Below are 16,983 nucleotides of genomic sequence, written 5' to 3'. Positions count from 1 at the left end.
CCATGAAGTACACGTACACCATCAAGATCAATTTTCAGGGCGGCATCATCTCCCCCGGCGACCTGCTGAATATACTCATTGCAGCCGGCAAAGCCGGTATTACGGAAGTGCGGTTTGGCCTGCGTCAGCAATTGCTGTTTGATGTAGTCAATGAAGACTTCCCGGTATTGGAGGAGCAGTTGAAACAACTGGATGTGGAGTATGAAGTGGATGAAGACCGTCATCCCAATATTGTAAGCTCCTACCCTGCCGAAGAAGTATTCATCAACCAAACCTGGCTCAGTGAAGGGGTGTACAAAGACATCTTCGACCTGGTGGATTACCAGCCCCGGCTGAAGATCAATATTTCCGACAGCAACCAGAGCTTTACGCCTTTACTGACCGGCAATATCAACTGGGTGGCCTCCGCCCAGGCCCAGCACTTCTGGCACCTCTTTATCCGTTTCCCCCGTACCAACGTTATCTATGAGTGGAAGGAAATGGTATATACCAATGATGTGGCCCGGATGTCGAAACATATTGAAAACATCATCCTGCAGCATAAGGAGCTGTTTTATGACAACAAGCAGGCCAATGGCGACGACCTCTTTCAGCGGGTAAGACAGGAAAGTTATATCACCAAAACTGCGGAAGCGCCTGCCCGGCTGCCCGGCTTCAACCTACCCTATTATGAAGGATTGAACAGGTACCACGACAAGTATTGGCTCGGCATTTACCGGCGGGATGAGTTATTCAACATTGCTTTCCTGAAAGACATCTGCCGCCTGTGCCTGCAAACCAAGATCGGACAGGTATGTTCTACACCCTGGAAATCCCTGATCATTAAAAACATTACCGAGAAAAACCGTCACCTGTGGAATAACCTGCTGGCCCGTCACCAGGTGAATGTACGTCATGCAGCCAACGAGCTCAATTTCCAGGTAGAGGATAACTGTGCGGCCGGATTAAAGCTGAAGCGTTACCTGCTGAAGCGCCTGAACAATGAAGACACCCGCACCTTTGGCATTTGCATTGGCATTAAAACAAGACGCAAAAGTGAAGTATTCAGTAGCCTACTGGTAAGGCGCAGGCCCCTGCTTACCATTGCCGGTATAGAGATGTTCTTTGTATACGATATCTTATGCGCACAGAATTTCAATCCCAATGAGCGGACAGGTTTTGTATTCAGCAGCAACAACCCCAAGGTGTTGCTGGCAGAGCAATTGCGCCGGGCCATCCTCCTGTATTATAAGCAGCAGCTTACCGATATCGTGGCGCAGGAAAAAGCCAGCGTACCTAAAAAAGAAGCGGTTCCTGCCGGTGAAGCCAAAACACTGGTGTACCAGTGCAAGCACTGTCTTACCATCTATGATGAAGCTTATGGCGAGCCGGCCAATGGCATTCCCAAAGGGACTTCCTTTGCCGCCCTGCCGGCCAGCTATTGCTGTCCGGTATGCGAAGCAGGTAAGAACGACTTTATGGTTGCAGGAAAACCAGTTTTGGCGGTACAGGGTTTATAGTATCTTTATCGGCCTATGCCCCTGACAACATTGGTGGCGGAACCTGTTCCACTACCTGCCGTAGAGAGAAAAAATCTGCCTCCAGAACCCACAAGGTTTAATGCGTTGACCGGTTTTCGTTGCCTGGCAGCCTGCCTGGTATTTGTTTACCACAACCGCAAATACTGGCGCGATAGCCTGCCTGTTGAAGTTATCCGCCTACTGAATGAATTCCATATTGGGGTTTCCCTCTTCTTTGTGCTTAGCGGTTTTCTCATCGCGTACACCTACGGAGAGAAGCCTTTACAATCTCCTGGCGCCTACTGGCGGTATATTGGGTTAAGACTTGCACGGATCATGCCTTTATACTGGCTCATTCTTACCTGCTATTATTTAGACACCCCTTATAGCAAGGGGGCCTTTACCCCACTTACCTATTCACTGGCACATGCCTTTTCCAACGCTCATAACCTGGATGGCCTGGCACAGGCCTGGTCGCTGAATGTAGAAATGTGTTTTTACGGGCTGGCGCCATTGCTATGCCTGCTTCAGCGCAAACACCTGTTGTACCTGGTTACTTTTTTAATTGCTTTATTGGCAGCAGCATGGGCCGTTGGCTATACCTGGCATCAGGTAAATGGCAATCCCGGAAAATTCTTCTACCCAGCCGACTTCCTCCTGCATTCCACTTTTTTCGGACGCAGTACGGAGTTTTTGGCGGGCATGTTGCTGGCGGGCGCCTGGAAAAGCGGCCGTACCACCTTCTTAAAGCAACTACCGCACAAAACCCTCATAGGTATAGCAGGTATTTTTATTACCTGTTATACCATAGGCCTTTTTCCAAAAAATATCTACCAGCATGGCACCGATACCCTGCCCGGCCTGCTCATCCTGTTGTTTATTTTGCCTGTATTTACCGTTATCTCCTTTGCCGGCCTGATGGAAGAAAAGACCTGGGTACAGCGTTTTTTTGCTTCCCGTGTAATGGTATTCTTAGGAAATGCTTCTTTTGCCTTTTATCTCGTACACATCAGTTATGTAAACCTGAAGATCAAATCCTGGGTATTGCTCCCCGACAGGAACTTTGTGTTATTATGGATAGTAAGTATAGTGCTGTATATAGCTGTGGAGAAACCCATTTACCAGCTCTGCCGCCGGTGGCTGAAACCCAAAACTACAACCCATTCAACTCCGCATGCGCATTAAAGTTGCGGAAGAACTTTTCCTGGCCTGGCAGTAAAGGGATGAAATGGACCACCAGGTGCTCCAGCATGAACTTCATACTATGCTTTGACAGTTCACGATTATGGTAGCGTTGGAGGGTGGCGGCCAATGCTTTGGCAGTATAGATAGCGCACAGCGGTTCCGGCTCTCCACCATTGGTAAATACATAGGCTTCTTCCTCGTTATTCCTGTACGCTATAATCAATTGTTCTATGATCACCGGATCCATTAGTGGCATATCGCAGGCCAGCACCAGCAGGTCTTCCTGGGGGTATTGAACATGCACACTCAGCACACCAGCCAGTGGTCCGTGGATATCCAGGCCCTCATTATCCTTTACCAATTGTTCTGCGGGGAATACAGCCGGGTAGGTTTCATATTGTGTGGCATTTACAGAAATAACCACTGGAAGCTGTAAAGTGGTGAGCTTATCCAGCGCTGTTTGCGCCCAGGTCTTCGCCTCCAGCTTCATCAGCCCTTTGTCGGTTCCCATGCGGGAACTTAGCCCGCCGGATAATACTACGCCCAACATGCCGGTTTGATTGAGAGTTTCTATAAGTTAAAGCTATAAAAAATAATCGTAATAGATTAAGCCTTTTTAATGTACTGGATAATCTGGTAATCGTTTGTAATTAGATTATAAAAACAGGACCTCTTAGTTGTAATATAAGCGTACATCTGTTGTATTGAAAACGAACGGCGTTATAGGCATATAGCTATATAAATAGTTGATTTATTTCTATTTAAGTATCAGGCATGCCCATTGCCAAAAGAATGACAATATTGATTCTCTTAAACAAATCGTTTCATGTTTAACAAACAAATTAAAATTCTTCCTCTTCTTTTGCTAAGCTTCACTCATCTGTTTGGCCAAACTAAACAGGTGGCTTTGAAAAAATACTTTTCAGCACTGGCTGAAAGCGGGCAGTTCAATGGAAATGTATTGGTAGCAGAAAACGGAGCAATTATTTATGAACAATCATTTGGGTATGCCGATTTTGAAAAAAAGATAGCCAATACCAATAACACAGCATTCGTTATTGCCTCACTGTCCAAAACACTTACCGCCACAGCTATACTTCAACTATCCCAATCCGGCAAGCTAAAGATAAGTGATCCTGTAAAAAAATACTTGCCCTGGTTTCCGTACGAAAAAATTACTATCAAACATCTTCTATCTCATACCTCGGGTATTCCTCCCTATAATGCTTTTTTTGACAGTATAAGAAAGCAACAACCTGAAAGAGTATTTACCAATGCTGATTTCATGGACGGTGTGGTGTCAAATCCAAAGCCATTACTTTATCAACCCGGCGATAAAGGAAGGTATGACAATGTGAATTTTATAGTATTGGCACTATTGATCGAAAAAGTTTCCGGCATGATGCACCCTGACTACATAACAAGGTATGTTTTGCGGCCTGCCAATATGACCAATACACATTTTTTATCAATGCGGTCTCAATATAGTGACTCTAACAAGGTTCCACTGGCCTATGCTTATCTTTATCCGCACCGCTATTCAGACAGCCTGGTCAAAGCAACACAAGTTCCTTATATCGTCAACTATTGGTCGGCCTATAATTTTTCAGGATTCGGAGATTATGTAAGTACCGTTCATGATTTACTCAACTACGATAAGGCCTATTACAATGGTAAGCTGTTGCCGGCGTCTCTAATTAATGAAGCCTTTACACCGGTAAAACTAAATAATGGGAACAATAATCCCGGAAACTTCGGATTGGGATGGGAAGTATCAACTGATACCACATTTGGAAAGGCGGTTTATCACAATGGGAATGCTACTGGCATCAATTGCATATTGATAAGAAATATCTCCCAACATCAGACCATCATCATCTTCGACAATATTCACTATACTAACGCTCAGCCCTTAGGCTTTGCGGCATTGAAAATACTCAATGGCGTTCAGGTATCACTTCCCAAAAAAAGTTTAGCGGCTATTTACGCCCGTGTATTGCTGAAGGACGGTGCTGTTGCAGCCAGTGATACGGTCAATTCATTAAAACAAGACACCTTACATTATCAACTCAGTGAAGAAGAATTGAATTACCTGGGATATGATTTTATGGGAGGCAGCAACAACCCAAATCCCTTTCATTTTCCGGAAGAACGCAAATACCAGGAAGCCTATGAAACCTTCAAGCTCAACACAGAATTATTTCCTAACAGTTGGAACGCTTACGACAGTTACGGGGAGATTCTTTTAAAAATGGGACACAAAAATGAAGCAGTCAACATGTATAAAAAATCGGTTGAACTCAATCCCAAAAACGAAGGTGGCAAGAAAGTATTGGAACAACTTTTAAAATGACCTAAAGTACAGCTTATTCACTTCCGCTTATAATAATGAAGGGATGGTATAACATTAAAATTCTTTTCGCTGAGGGTATAAAAGCCTTTGTTATCAAGCCTGAAACTAATGGCTTCTCCCTGCATTTCTACCTGGTAATCCAAGGTGGAAGGTTGTTTTTCGAGCGCCGCAGCTATAGACTGGGAAGCCTCTTTGGTATAATAATACAGGTGGGTATAGGTTTTTACAATGATCTCTTTGGCATCGGGGGAAATGGCGGCACTTACCACACCATTGAAGGCAAGATTGGCCACAAACACGGCTTCATTTAATGCGGTGGTACTTTGCGGATAAACGAGTTTATAGACTTTCGATTTCTCCCCCCTCTTGGTGATAATATAAATATCTTTCGTACCAGGATCTACCAGGAATGCTTCAGCATCATGCGCACCATCCGGGTATTTGAAATGGATTGTTTTGAAGTCAGCAATTTTGTGCGTGCCTCGGGCTGGTTCTGTAAAATAATAAAATGTGCATTGAGAATGGGCCGCATTATTATCACCAATATCAGCTATATACAGTTGACTACCGGCAAGGGCCATATCTTCCCAATCCCTATTGTCAGCACCCTCAATGAATACAGAATCCGTTATCGTGCCGTCGTGTTTTAATAAATAGACATAAGGAGGATTACCACTGTCTTGCTGTACCCATAAATAACCGGCGTTTCTTTTACTATCGGCAATGCCTGATGCTTCCGGGATAATACCCTTCTTAATGGATATTACTTGAGGCGTTTTTTCAAATCCATTCGGTGGTAGCATACCAGGGTCCGGGGACTTCTGGCAAAAAATGAATAACACGATATAAGGCAATATCTTCATCATCGCAGATCAGCTATCACCTAATTTACATATAAAAATCCACAGCTATATAATAATTGATCGGGAGCAAGGAAGCTATGTTTTCTGCCATTTAACATACCTCCAACGATTAAGATGCATAAATCCTCTGTTGTTTCATCCAAATTTTGTAATCTCGGAATCAGGAGATACTCATTTTACCATCTTCACATTTTGTACATGAATGCTGTAAACAGGAACTTTCTTTTTTTACTGCTGCTTTTTACCGGGCAATTGTACGGACAGCCAGGTGGCGGGGGTGGGTTAATCATTAACAACCTGTACAATGACAAACTTGATAAGATAGACCTGCTCACCGACACTTCTTTAAAAATCAGGACATTTATTCTGGCCGGAGAAAAGATCTACCAGGAAACATTTCTATACCCGAAACTATTAAAGGGATATAGCAAAGCCCGTATCAACGGGCGTGCTTCCGGATTTAGTTTGCCGTCAACAGCAGATATAGATGAAAATAGCTATTCAGATGCCGGATCAAACCAAAGAATGTACATCATATACAAGAAAGATACCATGATGATTGATATGATCGGGATCATGGGCCAAAATGGTATGGGCTTCCGGGATGGAATAGATTCACTGGTAATACAAAGAGGTTATTTCAAGTATTACCGGTCTAAGCAGGATAGCAATACCTACACCAATGAGGGCGGCCATGACAGGAACAGCGCATTGCTCAGAAACGGATTGACTTTATATACGGTGAAGCAATTGCCGGCCAATGGTTATCTTGAATACCAACCCGGCATTGACCTTTCTTTTTTATCGGATAAAGACCTTCCGGCTTCCTATTATCTCAAGAGGGCTACCTACTACCTTCAAAATAACCAGCCCGAACCAGCCTTTGCGGATATTGAGAAAGGAATTGAAAAGAACAATGGCACTAAAAATTGCGAAATATTATACCTTCTTAGCAGCGCATATACCCAAACCCTGGAATACGAGAAAGCGATCGAAAATATTTCGTTGGCCATCAATTGCAAAACCTACAAGTGGCAAGAGGACTGGGAAAGTAAAGTGCAAAATTACAGAACGAGAATAGAGTTGTTCATTAAACTGGGAAAGTACGACAAAGCATTAGCAGATTATAGTACTATGTGTGCCGTTTCAAAAGGCAGCACCAATGCAAACATTGACCGGGCAAATTTCAAAATGAAATACCTTAAGGATTATAAAGGGGCCATTGACGATTTAAAGACGACCATTGAAGAAATACCCGACAATCATTTAAACGACCGGCCTCAGGGAGTATCTGAGTACTGCGATACTTACTTTACGCTTGCAAGGGCTGAATACCTCGATGGAGACAAAAAATCGGCCTTCAGGCATTGGCTAAAAGCAGAAGAGTTTGGGTATAACCACTCCAGTGCTGATCATCCGGTTATTCATTTTGACTCCATCATCAGCCAGCATCCAAAAGCTCCCGAACTGTATCTTGCCCGTGCCCTTGCACATTTTCACCGAGGCCCTTATTTAGGTTGGGGAGATGACACCAAAAACTGTTTTAATAATGCACTTGATAACATAAACAAAGCTGAAGAGCTTGGATTAAAGGATTATAGGATCAATATGTACCGGGCTTCTGTATTCAATCAATTAAAAAAATACAATGAGGCTATGAAAGAAATTGACAGGGCTATTGCAAAAAACAATACCGATCCCCGATGTTTCCTGGTCCGTTACGAAATTCGCGACAATCTTGGACAAACAAAATGGGGCGACAGCAACGATACTGATATAAAGCGATACAGGATGTTATCAGAGCATTGGGAATGGGAGAAATATTAGCGGAAGCTTCATGGATGCCATCTACTGCTATTGCTAAAAAGCGACCACGTTACTTCGACAAGTTCCTGATGAAAGGCGCCAAATCTTTTTGAACGCTGTCAGTGCTTTTCTCCAACTGTTGAATGATCTTTTCCCGCTCTTTTACTGTTTTATTCTGGCTCAGCTTCTGTTGTCCCTGTAAATCTGTTACTTCAATTTCAAAAGCTACAATACCCTGCATCATGCCCTTTTTGAACTTATCGGAAAGGCCTTGCCATTGTTCCATATAATCCTGTTCATAAAAATGTATCATCTGTTCCAGGGCTTTCAGCTTGGCCATTTCATCTTCGATGATCCTGGCCCTTCCATAGGCATGTATAGCAATATAATCCCAGGTGGGTACGCTCTCCCGCTTATCGTAATGCTTAGGCGAGATATAAGCGTGCGGCTCCGAGAATATGACGAGGGAAGTATTCGTTTCTATATATTTTGCCTGTTCATTGGCAGCAGCCAGGTGGGCGCATAACCGCAAACTCCCGGCACTTTCATCCACAACAAACGGCAATTGGGTAGCTATTGGCATTTGGTCTTTACAGGTCACTATAGTAGCAAAGCTGTACCGTTTCATAAAGGCGATCTTGCCCGCGGTATCTTCGAATTTGAATGCGTTGGGTATAAACATGGATTATTATTTTAAATAGGCTAATATCTACAAAACCTGAGACGCCTCTATTTCTTCTCTATACTGTAAGTGAATATCGGGTTGATATACTTCCAATACATAGGAAGGGTTCCCAAGATCTTTAAACTGAAACTGGCGGTATAAGCCATGTGCGTCGCTGGTATTGAGCATCTTTCTTCTCAAACGTTTAGACCACGGTTGCTCCAATATATGGGATAATATTTTTTTGGAAATTCCTTGTCCGCGGTATTCCGGTAATACGAAAAAATCAGCGAACCACCCGAAAGTGTAATAATCAGTGATCACTCTTCCGAATCCGACCTGATTACCATTTACAAAGGCGCCGGTACAAAATGAGTGGGTCAGTGAACGGTCCACCAGCGCATAGGAAATGCCCCTAGCCCAATAGGAATCTTCTGTCAGGAAACGATGTATCATTGTAACATCCATATTCTCTTTACCTGTCTTAATAATTACTTCTGACATAGTTATTGCAGTTTTCATGCAAAAATAGACAGGGTTGCCCAATGGGCACAGTCTCAGTTTTGACTATTTTAATGGACACAGTTACCTTTATAGCATGAAAAACGATTTTCTATACGTTGACATATCAAACAATATTGCCAAACTGATCAGGAATGAAGTTTTAAAGCCTGGTGACCGTCTGCCTTCGGTCAGGATGTTGTGCCAGGAGCATGGCATCAGCATGAATACCGCTAAAAGGATCTTCCTGGAGCTGGAAGCCCAATCACTCATTGAATCAAAACCACAATCCGGATATTTTGTAAGCCGGCTATCGTATCGAAAACTTCCACTTCCGGAAGTAAGCAAGCCCTCACAGGTCAGCAACAATAAAGAGCCGGAGGAATTGATCAGGAAAGTCTATGCCAACATCGGCAAAACTGATCTTACGCTTTTTTCTGTTGGAGCGCCTGCCGCTGAATTATTGCCATTAACAAAACTGAATAAAGAAATAATACATGCTACCCGGGAACTTAAGGGTAGCGGTACAGCCTATGAACAGTTGCAGGGCAATGAAAAATTGCGGAGAATGATTGCCGCCCGCGCCATGTATTGGGGAGGAAGTCTTCATGAAAATGACCTGGTAACTACCGCCGGGGGGATGAATGCTTTATCCTTTTGCATGATGGCTTTGGGAAAGCCTGGCGATACCATTGCTATGGAAAGCCCTTGTTATCCCGGCACTTTACAACTGGCCAGGAGCCTGGGACTAAAAGTACTTGAACTGCCTACACATCCGGCTACTGGCATTGAAATAGATGCCTTGAAAAAAGCAATCCCCAGGATCAACCTTTGCCTGTTGGTGCCAAACTTCAATACCCCTTTGGGCAGTTGTATGCCTGATGAACATAAAAAAGAAGTGGTGAAGCTGTTGGCCCAACATCATATCCCGCTCATAGAAGATGATATATATGGCGATCTTTACTTTGGCACTCAACGTCCAACATGTTGCAAGGCATTTGATAAAGAGGGAACCGTGTTGTGGTGTAGCTCAGTTTCCAAAGCCCTGGCGCCGGGCTATCGTGTGGGTTGGGTAGCACCAGGCAGATACAAGGAACAGATCCTGAAACTCAAACTGGTTCATGCCATATCATCTTCTACCCTTATACAGGAGGCGGTAGCCAATTTCCTGAAAAGCGGCCGGTATGAAAATCATCTGCACAAGTTGCGTCAGACCTTACACAGCAATTATCAGCATTATATACAGGCTATAGCGGAATATTTTCCGGAAGGCACTAAAACAAGCAGGCCGCAGGGTGGACTTGCCTTATGGGTGGAGTTCAATAAAACAGTGAATACCACAGAACTGTTTGACAAAGCTCTAAAACAGAAAATAAGCATTGCCCCGGGAAGGATGTTTACCTTACAGGATCAATTTGAAAACTGTATGAGGCTTTCCATCGGCTTTCCCTGGTCGGAAGAAGTAAAGCATAAATTAAAACTACTGGGCAGATTAGCTCAGTAAAACCTCACTCATGCCGCATCCCTTCCGCTACCCGGAAAATATGAAGTATATAAGGAAACAAAGCATCCATGGTCTCTGCTGCACCGCTGGTGGAGCCGGGTAAAGTGAGCACCAATGTACTACCTATAAATCCGGCCACTCCCCTCATAATGCCGGGAATCGTTCTATCGAGTAAGGGGGTAAGGCCCCTATAAGAATCTCACATAGCACATAAATAATTACAAATCAATGTAGTAGCCATGTGTCAATAATTAATATTAGCGCCAAGGTTCATTTTTACATAGCTTAGCGCTATTTAGGGCGTTATTTTTTGCGGTAAGTTCCTATTTCTTTATACTTGCCGCAAGATAAATAGTTTCAAGATGGAGAAAATAATTGGACGTAACGAGGAACAAAAAGTGCTGGAACAATTGCTTAAAAGTGAAAAACCAGAGTTTTTGGCAGTTTATGGGCGGAGGCGAGTAGGCAAAACCTTTCTTATACGTCAGGTTTACAATAAGCAAATTGCATTCCAAATGACAGGTATAGCGCGGGCTAATACCTCACAACAACTGGCCAATTTCTTTTCTGTTTTGAGGGAACTGGATACAGGCATAGGTCCGGGTGAGCTTCCGAAAAACTGGTTTGATGCTTTTAGTTTACTAAGGAATTACCTTAAAACGTTAAAGGCTCCTAAAAAAGTAGTCTTCTTTGATGAACTGCCCTGGATCGATACGCCACGCTCTAATTTCCTTTCTGCCCTTGAGCATTTTTGGAATGCCTGGGCTTCCAATCGTCCGGATATTCTGCTGGTGGTTTGCGGATCTGCAGCATCCTGGATGATCAATAAATTGATCAACAACAAAGGAGGGCTTTATAACAGGGTTACTCAGAGAATCCGTTTACTGCCTTTTACACTTCAGGAAACAGAAAGTTTCTTTCGCGCTCATCAAACTCAGTTGGACAGGTACCAGATACTTCAGCTATACATGGCTATGGGCGGAGTGCCTTTTTACCTTAACGCCATCAGGCAAGGGAAGAGTGCATTTCAGGAAATCGACCGGCTGGCCTTTTCAAAAAATGGATTGTTGGCATTAGAATATGACAATCTATATGGCTCATTATTCAATCAGGCTGACAGGCACATCATGATCATCGAAGTGCTTGCCGGCAAGCCTAAAGGACTTGGCCGAGAAGAAATGGTGAAATTGAGCGGCATCAAAGATGGTGGGGCTCTTACAACGATTCTCCGTGAATTAGAGGAGAGCGGATTTATCAGCAAAAGTGTTCCGTTTGGAAAAAAGATCAGAGACAGTATTTACAGACTCTCGGATCCATATACCCTGTTTTATCTGAAATTTATAAAGGATCAAAAACTATCGGGTGCCGGAGCCTGGTTGAGCCGGATAGATAGTCCGGCATGGCGGGCATGGAGCGGCTATGCCTATGAAAGCATATGTCTTCAACACGTTACTGCTATCAAAAAAGCATTGGGCATAAGTGGGGTTTATACCGAAGAATCTTCATGGGTCGATAAGGAACGAAGCGTCCAAATTGATCTCTTAATTGACAGAAGAGATCATGTAATTAATCTTTGTGAAGTGAAATTTACCCAGGAACCTTTCACACTAACCAAAGTCTATAAAAAAGAGCTTGAAAGAAAACTATTTACCTTCAAGGAGGAGACACAGACACGGAAGAGCGTTTTTCCGGTACTCATAACAACTTGGGGTTTAAAGGAAAACCTGCATTCCCTTGGTTTTATCCAAAGCACCATCACCATGGATGATTTATTTGATCCGTCGTGATTATTACAGAACGTAGTCGGGACAACTGGACAATTACAGAACTCATATTTGAAGGGCTTAGTGAAATTCAAAGGTCTTAGCACGATAGGAATAACAGGAATAAGTTTAAGATGGAAGATACGACTTCGTAAGATTCAACCATTATATGGACATGACCCCATGCATTTCTGTAAACTACTGTTCACACTCCGCATCCATGACCTCACTCACCTTCATCATACCAGTTGTTGTATTCTACGCGTTGATATTCCTGGTTAAGTTTTATTACCCAAAGAAAGATGAATTGCAGTCACCAGCCTTCATCAGCATAAGCAAGAAGCTAGACCGTACTCAGATTGGCCTCGTGATGCTTAGCTTGGGCGCAGGTATAGCCCAACTGTTGGAAAACGAAAACATCACATTCCGAGATTGTGTGGAAGTAGGTTTAACCAGCGCCATGATACTGGTGGCCGAAGTAGCACTCGCCATCATCATCTGTATCCTGGAGTGGTTAAAGAAATAATACCTGATCAGGCGTAACCCAACTTACTTCTTTCCCTATTGATGGTATAAGTATGTTGATCAAGCAGGGTTCTGCTCTCACCATGGGCTTTATTGTATAGCTCAGCTTGCGTTGTAAGTTCTTTGGCAATTTGTTGAATACAATCATTGTAAACCACTGCTGCATGCCCGGCCCACAACAACAGCATTGTTTTTCGGTCAGCATTCATCTTTTTCAACAGCCGGTCACAAGCTTCGACTTCCCCAGGATACTCACTACCTTGCAGGTAAGAAATCCTGCTGAGTTGTCGAAGCGCTTGCACCGGGTCAAACGAAATCTGACGGCTAACTGGCAATTCTCTTTCGATTTCATTCAACCTGGCTTCCATTTCATGGAGATAAAGCTTCGCTTTTCCAAACCTTGCAAACACGCTTCGTTTAGCCTTGAGTATCAGTTGGCGACACTGGTCTATATCAGAACGGTACATGCTCACCAGCCGGTTGGCCAATTCAGCAACTTCTTCTTTAACACCGCTATATTGCCCGATACATCACTGCTCACGCTCATCCAATCAGGAGATGCTGAAGAATTCCGGGACATCCTGGTCCGTACTTGAATAGTTGTAAAAAACGGTTTCGTTGTGTACATTGTGACTCATGAAGATATACGTCATTAATTGCCTGGCAATTCCACCACTACCCGAGAAAAATCCCGTAGGCAAAACTATAAACTATAAACTGCTTTTTATCATTATAATAGCCTTTATTAGCTGCAATCAGAAGCCATCTTCTTCAGTAACGGAAATCAAACCCTCTGACTATGAACAAGCGATACTGAAAGCGAAGGAAGAAACAGAATCCCGGCTGGATACAATAGGCGCACTGGTTACCACAATTGAGCTAAGATTAAAACCTACAAAAGAAGATTTAGAAGTATTTAAAGACGGAATTATTCCCTGGATTAGTCTTGAAAAGACCGACGAGGAAATTTCAAAACTTATCGATGCCGATAAAATTGTGCTGCCGTATACAAAAGCAACCCTTATTGTTGATTACCCCTTAAATAAGCCCGCTTCATTCGAACTACTAACATCAGGCAATGGTTTTACCAAAAAACAGTTAATTGAGGAAATAAGCAAAAGATATCATTTAATCTATAAAGAGGAAGAAGTAACGGCATCGACCAAGACAATACCTTTGGAAAAAAGAGAAGGGCTTATAAATAGAAATGAAACCAATGGCAAGTATGGCGTTTGGGGGCATGACTTGTCTGATTTAGACTTAAGTGGTATCGAGGTTTATAAAAATGCCGAAGGAAAAATCTACTTAGTGCTATTAATTGAATCATGACTAATAGCTCACAAAAAGACATTTCATTTATGACAGACATTAACAAGATTAGTCAGGAATATACAGACTTCATTTTTTTAGGTTTGGACCACGGGATCAATTCAATCAGGGATGGCGGGGGACCATTAGTTGCATTTGTTATGGCAAAGATGGGTGATCAAAAAAGTTTAACCCGAATTCTGACAGAGCGGCTGGAGAATGCTCCTGCTGAAGCTGAAAAACTTCTAAAAGATCTTAATCCCAGACCAAGACTGGCTTTAATTGCCTATGATGGGTATGCAACAGTTAAAGGCGAAAGAAATGATGCGATAATTGTAAGATCGTTTGATATTTCTGAAGAAGACGGATTAGTGTTCGCACAGCGCTACATACCCAAAGATGTTGGCCCCGGAATTGAACCATACGGCAATGCAGCCTTAATGGGCATTGAACCCAATATATTGAGAAATGATAAAGACGAGCCTACTAAAGCGAAATCAAAAAAGCCATGGTGGAAATTCTAATCTCCCGACCCGCCTAACAGGAAAGTGATTAAGAAGTCCTCACTCATGCCGCATCCCTTCTGCCACCCGGAAAATATGCAGTATGTAGGGAAACAAAGCATCCATGGTCTCTGCTGCACCGCGGGTGGAGCCGGGTAAAGTGAGCACCAACGTACTACCTATAAATCCGGCCACTCCCCTGCTCAGCATGGCGTAGGGCGTACGATCCTGACCATAACTGCGGGCAGCTTCCATAATGCCGGGAACAGTCCTATCCAATAAGGGTGTAATAGCTTCCGGGGTTACATCACGTGGTGAAAGACCTGTACCGCCAGTAAATAATACAAGATTATATCCTTCATTGCTCAACTGACCTGCTTTCTCCTGTATCATGGCAAACTCATCGGGGATGATCTCATACAGGGCAGTGGCCAGTCCATGCTGCTGCAGCTTTTCCACCACGGCCTTACCCGCAAAATCCTGCTTGCTGCCGGCCGATACACTATCGGAACAAACAATTACTGCACAACGCAAAGAACCCGTGCGGTCTTTAAAATCAGACTTGCCGCCTTTCTTTTGTTGCAGGCTAATGGAGGTAATCTCAATACCCTTGTCAATAGGCTTCAGCATATCGTACATCGTAAGGGCCGTTATTGCTGCGCCGTGCATGGCTTCCACTTCCACGCCTGTTTTATAGATGGTATGTACTTCTACGGAAATAATTACCGTTTGCTCTTCAATGGCGTACGTGATGGCAGTATATTCCACCGGTAAGGGATGACAATCAGGGATCACATCGCTGGTCTTTTTCACGGCCAGCAAACCAGCCGCCCGCGCAAACTCAAACACATCGCCCTTGGGCACCTTTTTATCCCGGATGGCGGTGATGGTCTCTGGCTTTGATACTGTTAAACGGGCTACTGCAATGGCGGTACGCAGGCTGCTGACCTTATGGGTGATGTTGACCATGCTTATTTATTTTCCTTCCACTGATGGGTTTCATTATCGAATAGCTCTTTCCCCCAGATGGGCAGTTCCTGCTTGATGCGTTCCACTACTTCTTCACAAGCAGCAATGGCCGCTTTACGATGACCCGAAGAGGTGAATACAAACAGGCAGATATCCCCTGCTGCTATCCTGCCCAGGCTATGGTAGATATGCATGCAGGTAAGGGAGTATTTACTGAAGATATCCTCGCGGATAACATGCATTTTTTCCAGCGCCATTTCTTCATAGGCCGTATACTCAATGGCCACCACCTTCTTCTCATCTATTACATCACTCCGCACTTGTCCCATAAAAATGCTGTGGGCGCCAATATCCATTTTTGTACTATGCTTCTGTATGCTCTCGGCCACAAAAGCCGGTGCAATAGCGCCCTGTACAAATATATTTTTCATCTTCTTCTCCATACATCAATCAATAACAGGTTATCCGCCTGAATAAGGAGGTAATAAAGCAATGACAGCAGCAGGCTTTAACACGGTATTGCCGGTAGCCACATCCTTGTCAACAGCTATGAGGTAAGGAATACTTTGCAATTCCGGGAACATGGTTTCCAGCTTGCGCCGCAGGGCGTCCGTATCAGCCGCCCCCTCCACCTGCAGCGTGGGGCTGCCTGCCATTTCCTTAAACTGTCCAAAAAGCTGAATGGTTAGCGCCATGATAAATTATTGCTTACTAAAAAATCACCTCACAAAAATACCACTTTATACCGAAGGCTTCTCTGCTCGTTGCCTTGCTGCCTTTATGCCTCGTTGCCTTTGCCTTACGCAGTGGTGAATATCAGTTTAAACACCGCCAGCAGCAATACCCCCGCCAGGATATACTTTAATACCGAATTTTTGAAGTGTTTGGCGCCGAAGTAAGCACCAGCCAACCCTCCCACCAGGGCAATACCTACATAAGCATACATGGAAGGCGTAAAGGATACCGATTTGCTAAGTTGCCCCAATAATCCGGCCAGGGAATTGACGAAAATGAAAACAGCACTGAGCGCAGCAGACTGTTTTACATCGGCCCAGCGAAGCAATAACAGGATGGGAGAAAGAATAATACCCCCTCCGATACCAATCATGCCCGACAGCAAACCGATCAGTCCGCCAATAATGAACAACCAGGTACGATTGGCAGGCCGCAATTTCCCGGCAGCGGTGCTGCCAGGCATCAGGAAGCGCACCACAGAGATCAGCAGCACCACGCCCAGTATCTTTTTATAGATATCCGCATCAAGGGTGATCCTGCCGCCGATATACGCCATAGGTATGGAAGCCACGATCAGTGGCCAGCATATTTCCTTTTTAAAATGCCGGGCCCGGTAAAACTGGATAAAAGACACGGCCGATACAAACAGGTTTAATACCAGTGCGGTGGGTTTCATCACCGCAGGCGCCACACCAAAGAGCGCCATCAATGCCAGGTAACCGCTGGCGCCGCCATGGCCTACAGAAGCATAGAGAAAAGCTACCAGTAGTAAAAGACAGTAAAAGAGTATCAGCGTTAAATCCAT

General features: G+C 44.0%; 20 protein-coding genes. 10 read left to right on the top strand and 10 right to left on the bottom strand.

What is annotated here, in order from left to right:
* The first annotated feature begins 2 nt into the window (after positions 1-2).
* Positions 3-1,499 (top strand): rubredoxin, encoded by a 1,497-nt coding sequence (locus HB364_RS25945; protein ID WP_167291337.1) that lies wholly within the window; start codon positions 3-5, stop codon positions 1,497-1,499.
* Between the two features lie 15 nt (positions 1,500-1,514).
* Positions 1,515-2,684: an acyltransferase family protein gene (locus HB364_RS25940; RefSeq protein WP_167291336.1), complete on the top strand. Its 1,170-nt coding sequence runs from the start codon at positions 1,515-1,517 to the stop codon at positions 2,682-2,684.
* On the opposite strand, the gene HB364_RS25935 is transcribed toward HB364_RS25940, so the two are convergent.
* Positions 2,653-3,234: a molybdenum cofactor guanylyltransferase gene (locus HB364_RS25935; protein ID WP_167291335.1), complete on the bottom strand. Its 582-nt coding sequence runs from the start codon at positions 3,232-3,234 to the stop codon at positions 2,653-2,655. The two genes, HB364_RS25940 and HB364_RS25935, sit on opposite strands and share 32 nt — an antisense overlap.
* Positions 3,235-3,510: 276 nt before the next feature.
* Here HB364_RS25935 and HB364_RS25930 point away from each other — a divergent pair, with 276 nt between their 5' ends.
* Complete coding sequence (locus HB364_RS25930) at positions 3,511-5,037, top strand: serine hydrolase (protein WP_167291334.1); 1,527 nt, start codon at positions 3,511-3,513, stop codon at positions 5,035-5,037.
* Positions 5,038-5,054: 17 nt separating this feature from the next.
* Here HB364_RS25930 and HB364_RS25925 read toward each other — a convergent pair whose 3' ends face one another.
* Positions 5,055-5,903, bottom strand: coding sequence for a hypothetical protein (locus HB364_RS25925; protein ID WP_167291333.1), 849 nt, complete (start codon positions 5,901-5,903; stop codon positions 5,055-5,057).
* 195 nt (positions 5,904-6,098) lie between these two features.
* Here HB364_RS25925 and HB364_RS25920 point away from each other — a divergent pair, with 195 nt between their 5' ends.
* The gene (locus HB364_RS25920) at positions 6,099-7,727 is read left to right on the top strand and encodes a tetratricopeptide repeat protein (RefSeq protein WP_167291332.1); all 1,629 of its coding nucleotides are present in this window, start codon (positions 6,099-6,101) and stop codon (positions 7,725-7,727) included.
* 49 nt (positions 7,728-7,776) lie between these two features.
* On the opposite strand, the gene HB364_RS25915 is transcribed toward HB364_RS25920, so the two are convergent.
* Positions 7,777-8,388, bottom strand: a complete 612-nt coding sequence (locus HB364_RS25915; RefSeq protein ID WP_167291331.1) for an FMN-binding negative transcriptional regulator — start codon at positions 8,386-8,388, stop codon at positions 7,777-7,779.
* Positions 8,389-8,415: 27 nt separating this feature from the next.
* Positions 8,416-8,874, bottom strand: a complete 459-nt coding sequence (locus HB364_RS25910; RefSeq protein ID WP_167291330.1) for a GNAT family N-acetyltransferase — start codon at positions 8,872-8,874, stop codon at positions 8,416-8,418.
* A gap of 94 nt (positions 8,875-8,968) precedes the next feature.
* Here HB364_RS25910 and HB364_RS25905 point away from each other — a divergent pair, with 94 nt between their 5' ends.
* Positions 8,969-10,375 (top strand): aminotransferase-like domain-containing protein, encoded by a 1,407-nt coding sequence (locus HB364_RS25905; protein ID WP_167291329.1) that lies wholly within the window; start codon positions 8,969-8,971, stop codon positions 10,373-10,375.
* Between the two features lie 4 nt (positions 10,376-10,379).
* Here HB364_RS25905 and HB364_RS25900 read toward each other — a convergent pair whose 3' ends face one another.
* Positions 10,380-10,523 carry a hypothetical protein gene (locus tag HB364_RS25900; protein WP_246228619.1) on the bottom strand — a complete coding sequence of 48 codons (144 nt, stop codon included), beginning with the start codon at positions 10,521-10,523 and terminating at the stop codon, positions 10,380-10,382.
* Positions 10,524-10,737: 214 nt separating this feature from the next.
* Between HB364_RS25900 and HB364_RS25895 the strand changes: the two genes are divergently transcribed.
* Positions 10,738-12,162 carry an AAA family ATPase gene (locus tag HB364_RS25895; RefSeq protein WP_167291328.1) on the top strand — a complete coding sequence of 475 codons (1,425 nt, stop codon included), beginning with the start codon at positions 10,738-10,740 and terminating at the stop codon, positions 12,160-12,162.
* A gap of 196 nt (positions 12,163-12,358) precedes the next feature.
* Entirely contained in the window at positions 12,359-12,664 is a 306-nt protein-coding gene (locus tag HB364_RS25890; protein WP_167291327.1) for a hypothetical protein, read from the top strand.
* 7 nt (positions 12,665-12,671) lie between these two features.
* Here the strand turns inward: HB364_RS25890 and HB364_RS25885 are convergent, their stop codons facing one another.
* Positions 12,672-13,031: a hypothetical protein gene (locus HB364_RS25885; RefSeq protein WP_167291326.1), complete on the bottom strand. Its 360-nt coding sequence runs from the start codon at positions 13,029-13,031 to the stop codon at positions 12,672-12,674.
* A 3-nt stretch (positions 13,032-13,034) separates the two neighbouring features.
* Between HB364_RS25885 and HB364_RS25880 the strand changes: the two genes are divergently transcribed.
* From HB364_RS25880 to HB364_RS25870, 3 genes are read left to right on the top strand one after another with little or no spacing between them, the layout of a single operon-like run.
* On the top strand, positions 13,035-13,259 hold the full coding sequence (locus HB364_RS25880) for a hypothetical protein (protein WP_167291325.1): 225 nt from the start codon (positions 13,035-13,037) through the stop codon (positions 13,257-13,259).
* A 40-nt stretch (positions 13,260-13,299) separates the two neighbouring features.
* A complete protein-coding gene (locus tag HB364_RS25875) occupies positions 13,300-13,992 on the top strand; it encodes a hypothetical protein (RefSeq protein WP_167291324.1) in 693 nt (230 codons plus the stop codon).
* 29 nt (positions 13,993-14,021) lie between these two features.
* On the top strand, positions 14,022-14,495 hold the full coding sequence (locus HB364_RS25870; protein WP_167291323.1) for a hypothetical protein: 474 nt from the start codon (positions 14,022-14,024) through the stop codon (positions 14,493-14,495).
* A 39-nt stretch (positions 14,496-14,534) separates the two neighbouring features.
* On the opposite strand, the gene moaCB is transcribed toward HB364_RS25870, so the two are convergent.
* The 4 genes from moaCB to HB364_RS25850 form a co-directional block, all read right to left on the bottom strand.
* Positions 14,535-15,443 (bottom strand): bifunctional molybdenum cofactor biosynthesis protein MoaC/MoaB, encoded by a 909-nt coding sequence (gene moaCB, locus HB364_RS25865; RefSeq protein WP_167291322.1) that lies wholly within the window; start codon positions 15,441-15,443, stop codon positions 14,535-14,537.
* A gap of 2 nt (positions 15,444-15,445) precedes the next feature.
* Positions 15,446-15,886, bottom strand: a complete 441-nt coding sequence (locus HB364_RS25860) for a molybdenum cofactor biosynthesis protein MoaE (protein ID WP_167291321.1) — start codon at positions 15,884-15,886, stop codon at positions 15,446-15,448.
* An 18-nt stretch (positions 15,887-15,904) separates the two neighbouring features.
* Positions 15,905-16,138: a MoaD/ThiS family protein gene (locus HB364_RS25855; protein ID WP_167291320.1), complete on the bottom strand. Its 234-nt coding sequence runs from the start codon at positions 16,136-16,138 to the stop codon at positions 15,905-15,907.
* 104 nt (positions 16,139-16,242) lie between these two features.
* Positions 16,243-16,983 (bottom strand): sulfite exporter TauE/SafE family protein, encoded by a 741-nt coding sequence (locus HB364_RS25850; protein ID WP_167291319.1) that lies wholly within the window; start codon positions 16,981-16,983, stop codon positions 16,243-16,245.

It is taken from the genome of Paraflavitalea devenefica (assembly GCF_011759375.1).
In the GTDB taxonomy this organism is placed as follows: Bacteria; Bacteroidota; Bacteroidia; order Chitinophagales; family Chitinophagaceae; genus Paraflavitalea; species Paraflavitalea devenefica.
The sequence above is the reverse complement of the archived record's forward strand: the minus strand, read 5'-3'. Positions and strand labels throughout refer to the sequence as shown.

Coding starts and splice junctions, on each gene's coding strand:
- HB364_RS25890 (WP_167291327.1), top strand. CDS start 12,359: ATGACCTCACTCACCTTCATCATACCAGTTGTTGTATTCTACGCGTTG.
- HB364_RS25940 (WP_167291336.1), top strand. CDS start 1,515: ATGCCCCTGACAACATTGGTGGCGGAACCTGTTCCACTACCTGCCGTA.
- HB364_RS25895 (WP_167291328.1), top strand. CDS start 10,738: ATGGAGAAAATAATTGGACGTAACGAGGAACAAAAAGTGCTGGAACAA.
- HB364_RS25910 (WP_167291330.1), bottom strand. CDS start 8,874: ATGTCAGAAGTAATTATTAAGACAGGTAAAGAGAATATGGATGTTACA.
- moaCB (WP_167291322.1), bottom strand. CDS start 15,443: ATGGTCAACATCACCCATAAGGTCAGCAGCCTGCGTACCGCCATTGCA.
- HB364_RS25935 (WP_167291335.1), bottom strand. CDS start 3,234: ATGTTGGGCGTAGTATTATCCGGCGGGCTAAGTTCCCGCATGGGAACC.
- HB364_RS25875 (WP_167291324.1), top strand. CDS start 13,300: ATGAAGATATACGTCATTAATTGCCTGGCAATTCCACCACTACCCGAG.
- HB364_RS25925 (WP_167291333.1), bottom strand. CDS start 5,903: ATGATGAAGATATTGCCTTATATCGTGTTATTCATTTTTTGCCAGAAG.
- HB364_RS25915 (WP_167291331.1), bottom strand. CDS start 8,388: ATGTTTATACCCAACGCATTCAAATTCGAAGATACCGCGGGCAAGATC.
- HB364_RS25880 (WP_167291325.1), top strand. CDS start 13,035: ATGGAGATAAAGCTTCGCTTTTCCAAACCTTGCAAACACGCTTCGTTT.
- HB364_RS25930 (WP_167291334.1), top strand. CDS start 3,511: ATGTTTAACAAACAAATTAAAATTCTTCCTCTTCTTTTGCTAAGCTTC.
- HB364_RS25885 (WP_167291326.1), bottom strand. CDS start 13,031: ATGGAAGCCAGGTTGAATGAAATCGAAAGAGAATTGCCAGTTAGCCGT.
- HB364_RS25945 (WP_167291337.1), top strand. CDS start 3: ATGAAGTACACGTACACCATCAAGATCAATTTTCAGGGCGGCATCATC.
- HB364_RS25860 (WP_167291321.1), bottom strand. CDS start 15,886: ATGGAGAAGAAGATGAAAAATATATTTGTACAGGGCGCTATTGCACCG.
- HB364_RS25905 (WP_167291329.1), top strand. CDS start 8,969: ATGAAAAACGATTTTCTATACGTTGACATATCAAACAATATTGCCAAA.
- HB364_RS25850 (WP_167291319.1), bottom strand. CDS start 16,983: ATGGATTTAACGCTGATACTCTTTTACTGTCTTTTACTACTGGTAGCT.
- HB364_RS25900 (WP_246228619.1), bottom strand. CDS start 10,523: ATGAGGGGAGTGGCCGGATTTATAGGTAGTACATTGGTGCTCACTTTA.
- HB364_RS25870 (WP_167291323.1), top strand. CDS start 14,022: ATGACAGACATTAACAAGATTAGTCAGGAATATACAGACTTCATTTTT.
- HB364_RS25920 (WP_167291332.1), top strand. CDS start 6,099: ATGAATGCTGTAAACAGGAACTTTCTTTTTTTACTGCTGCTTTTTACC.
- HB364_RS25855 (WP_167291320.1), bottom strand. CDS start 16,138: ATGGCGCTAACCATTCAGCTTTTTGGACAGTTTAAGGAAATGGCAGGC.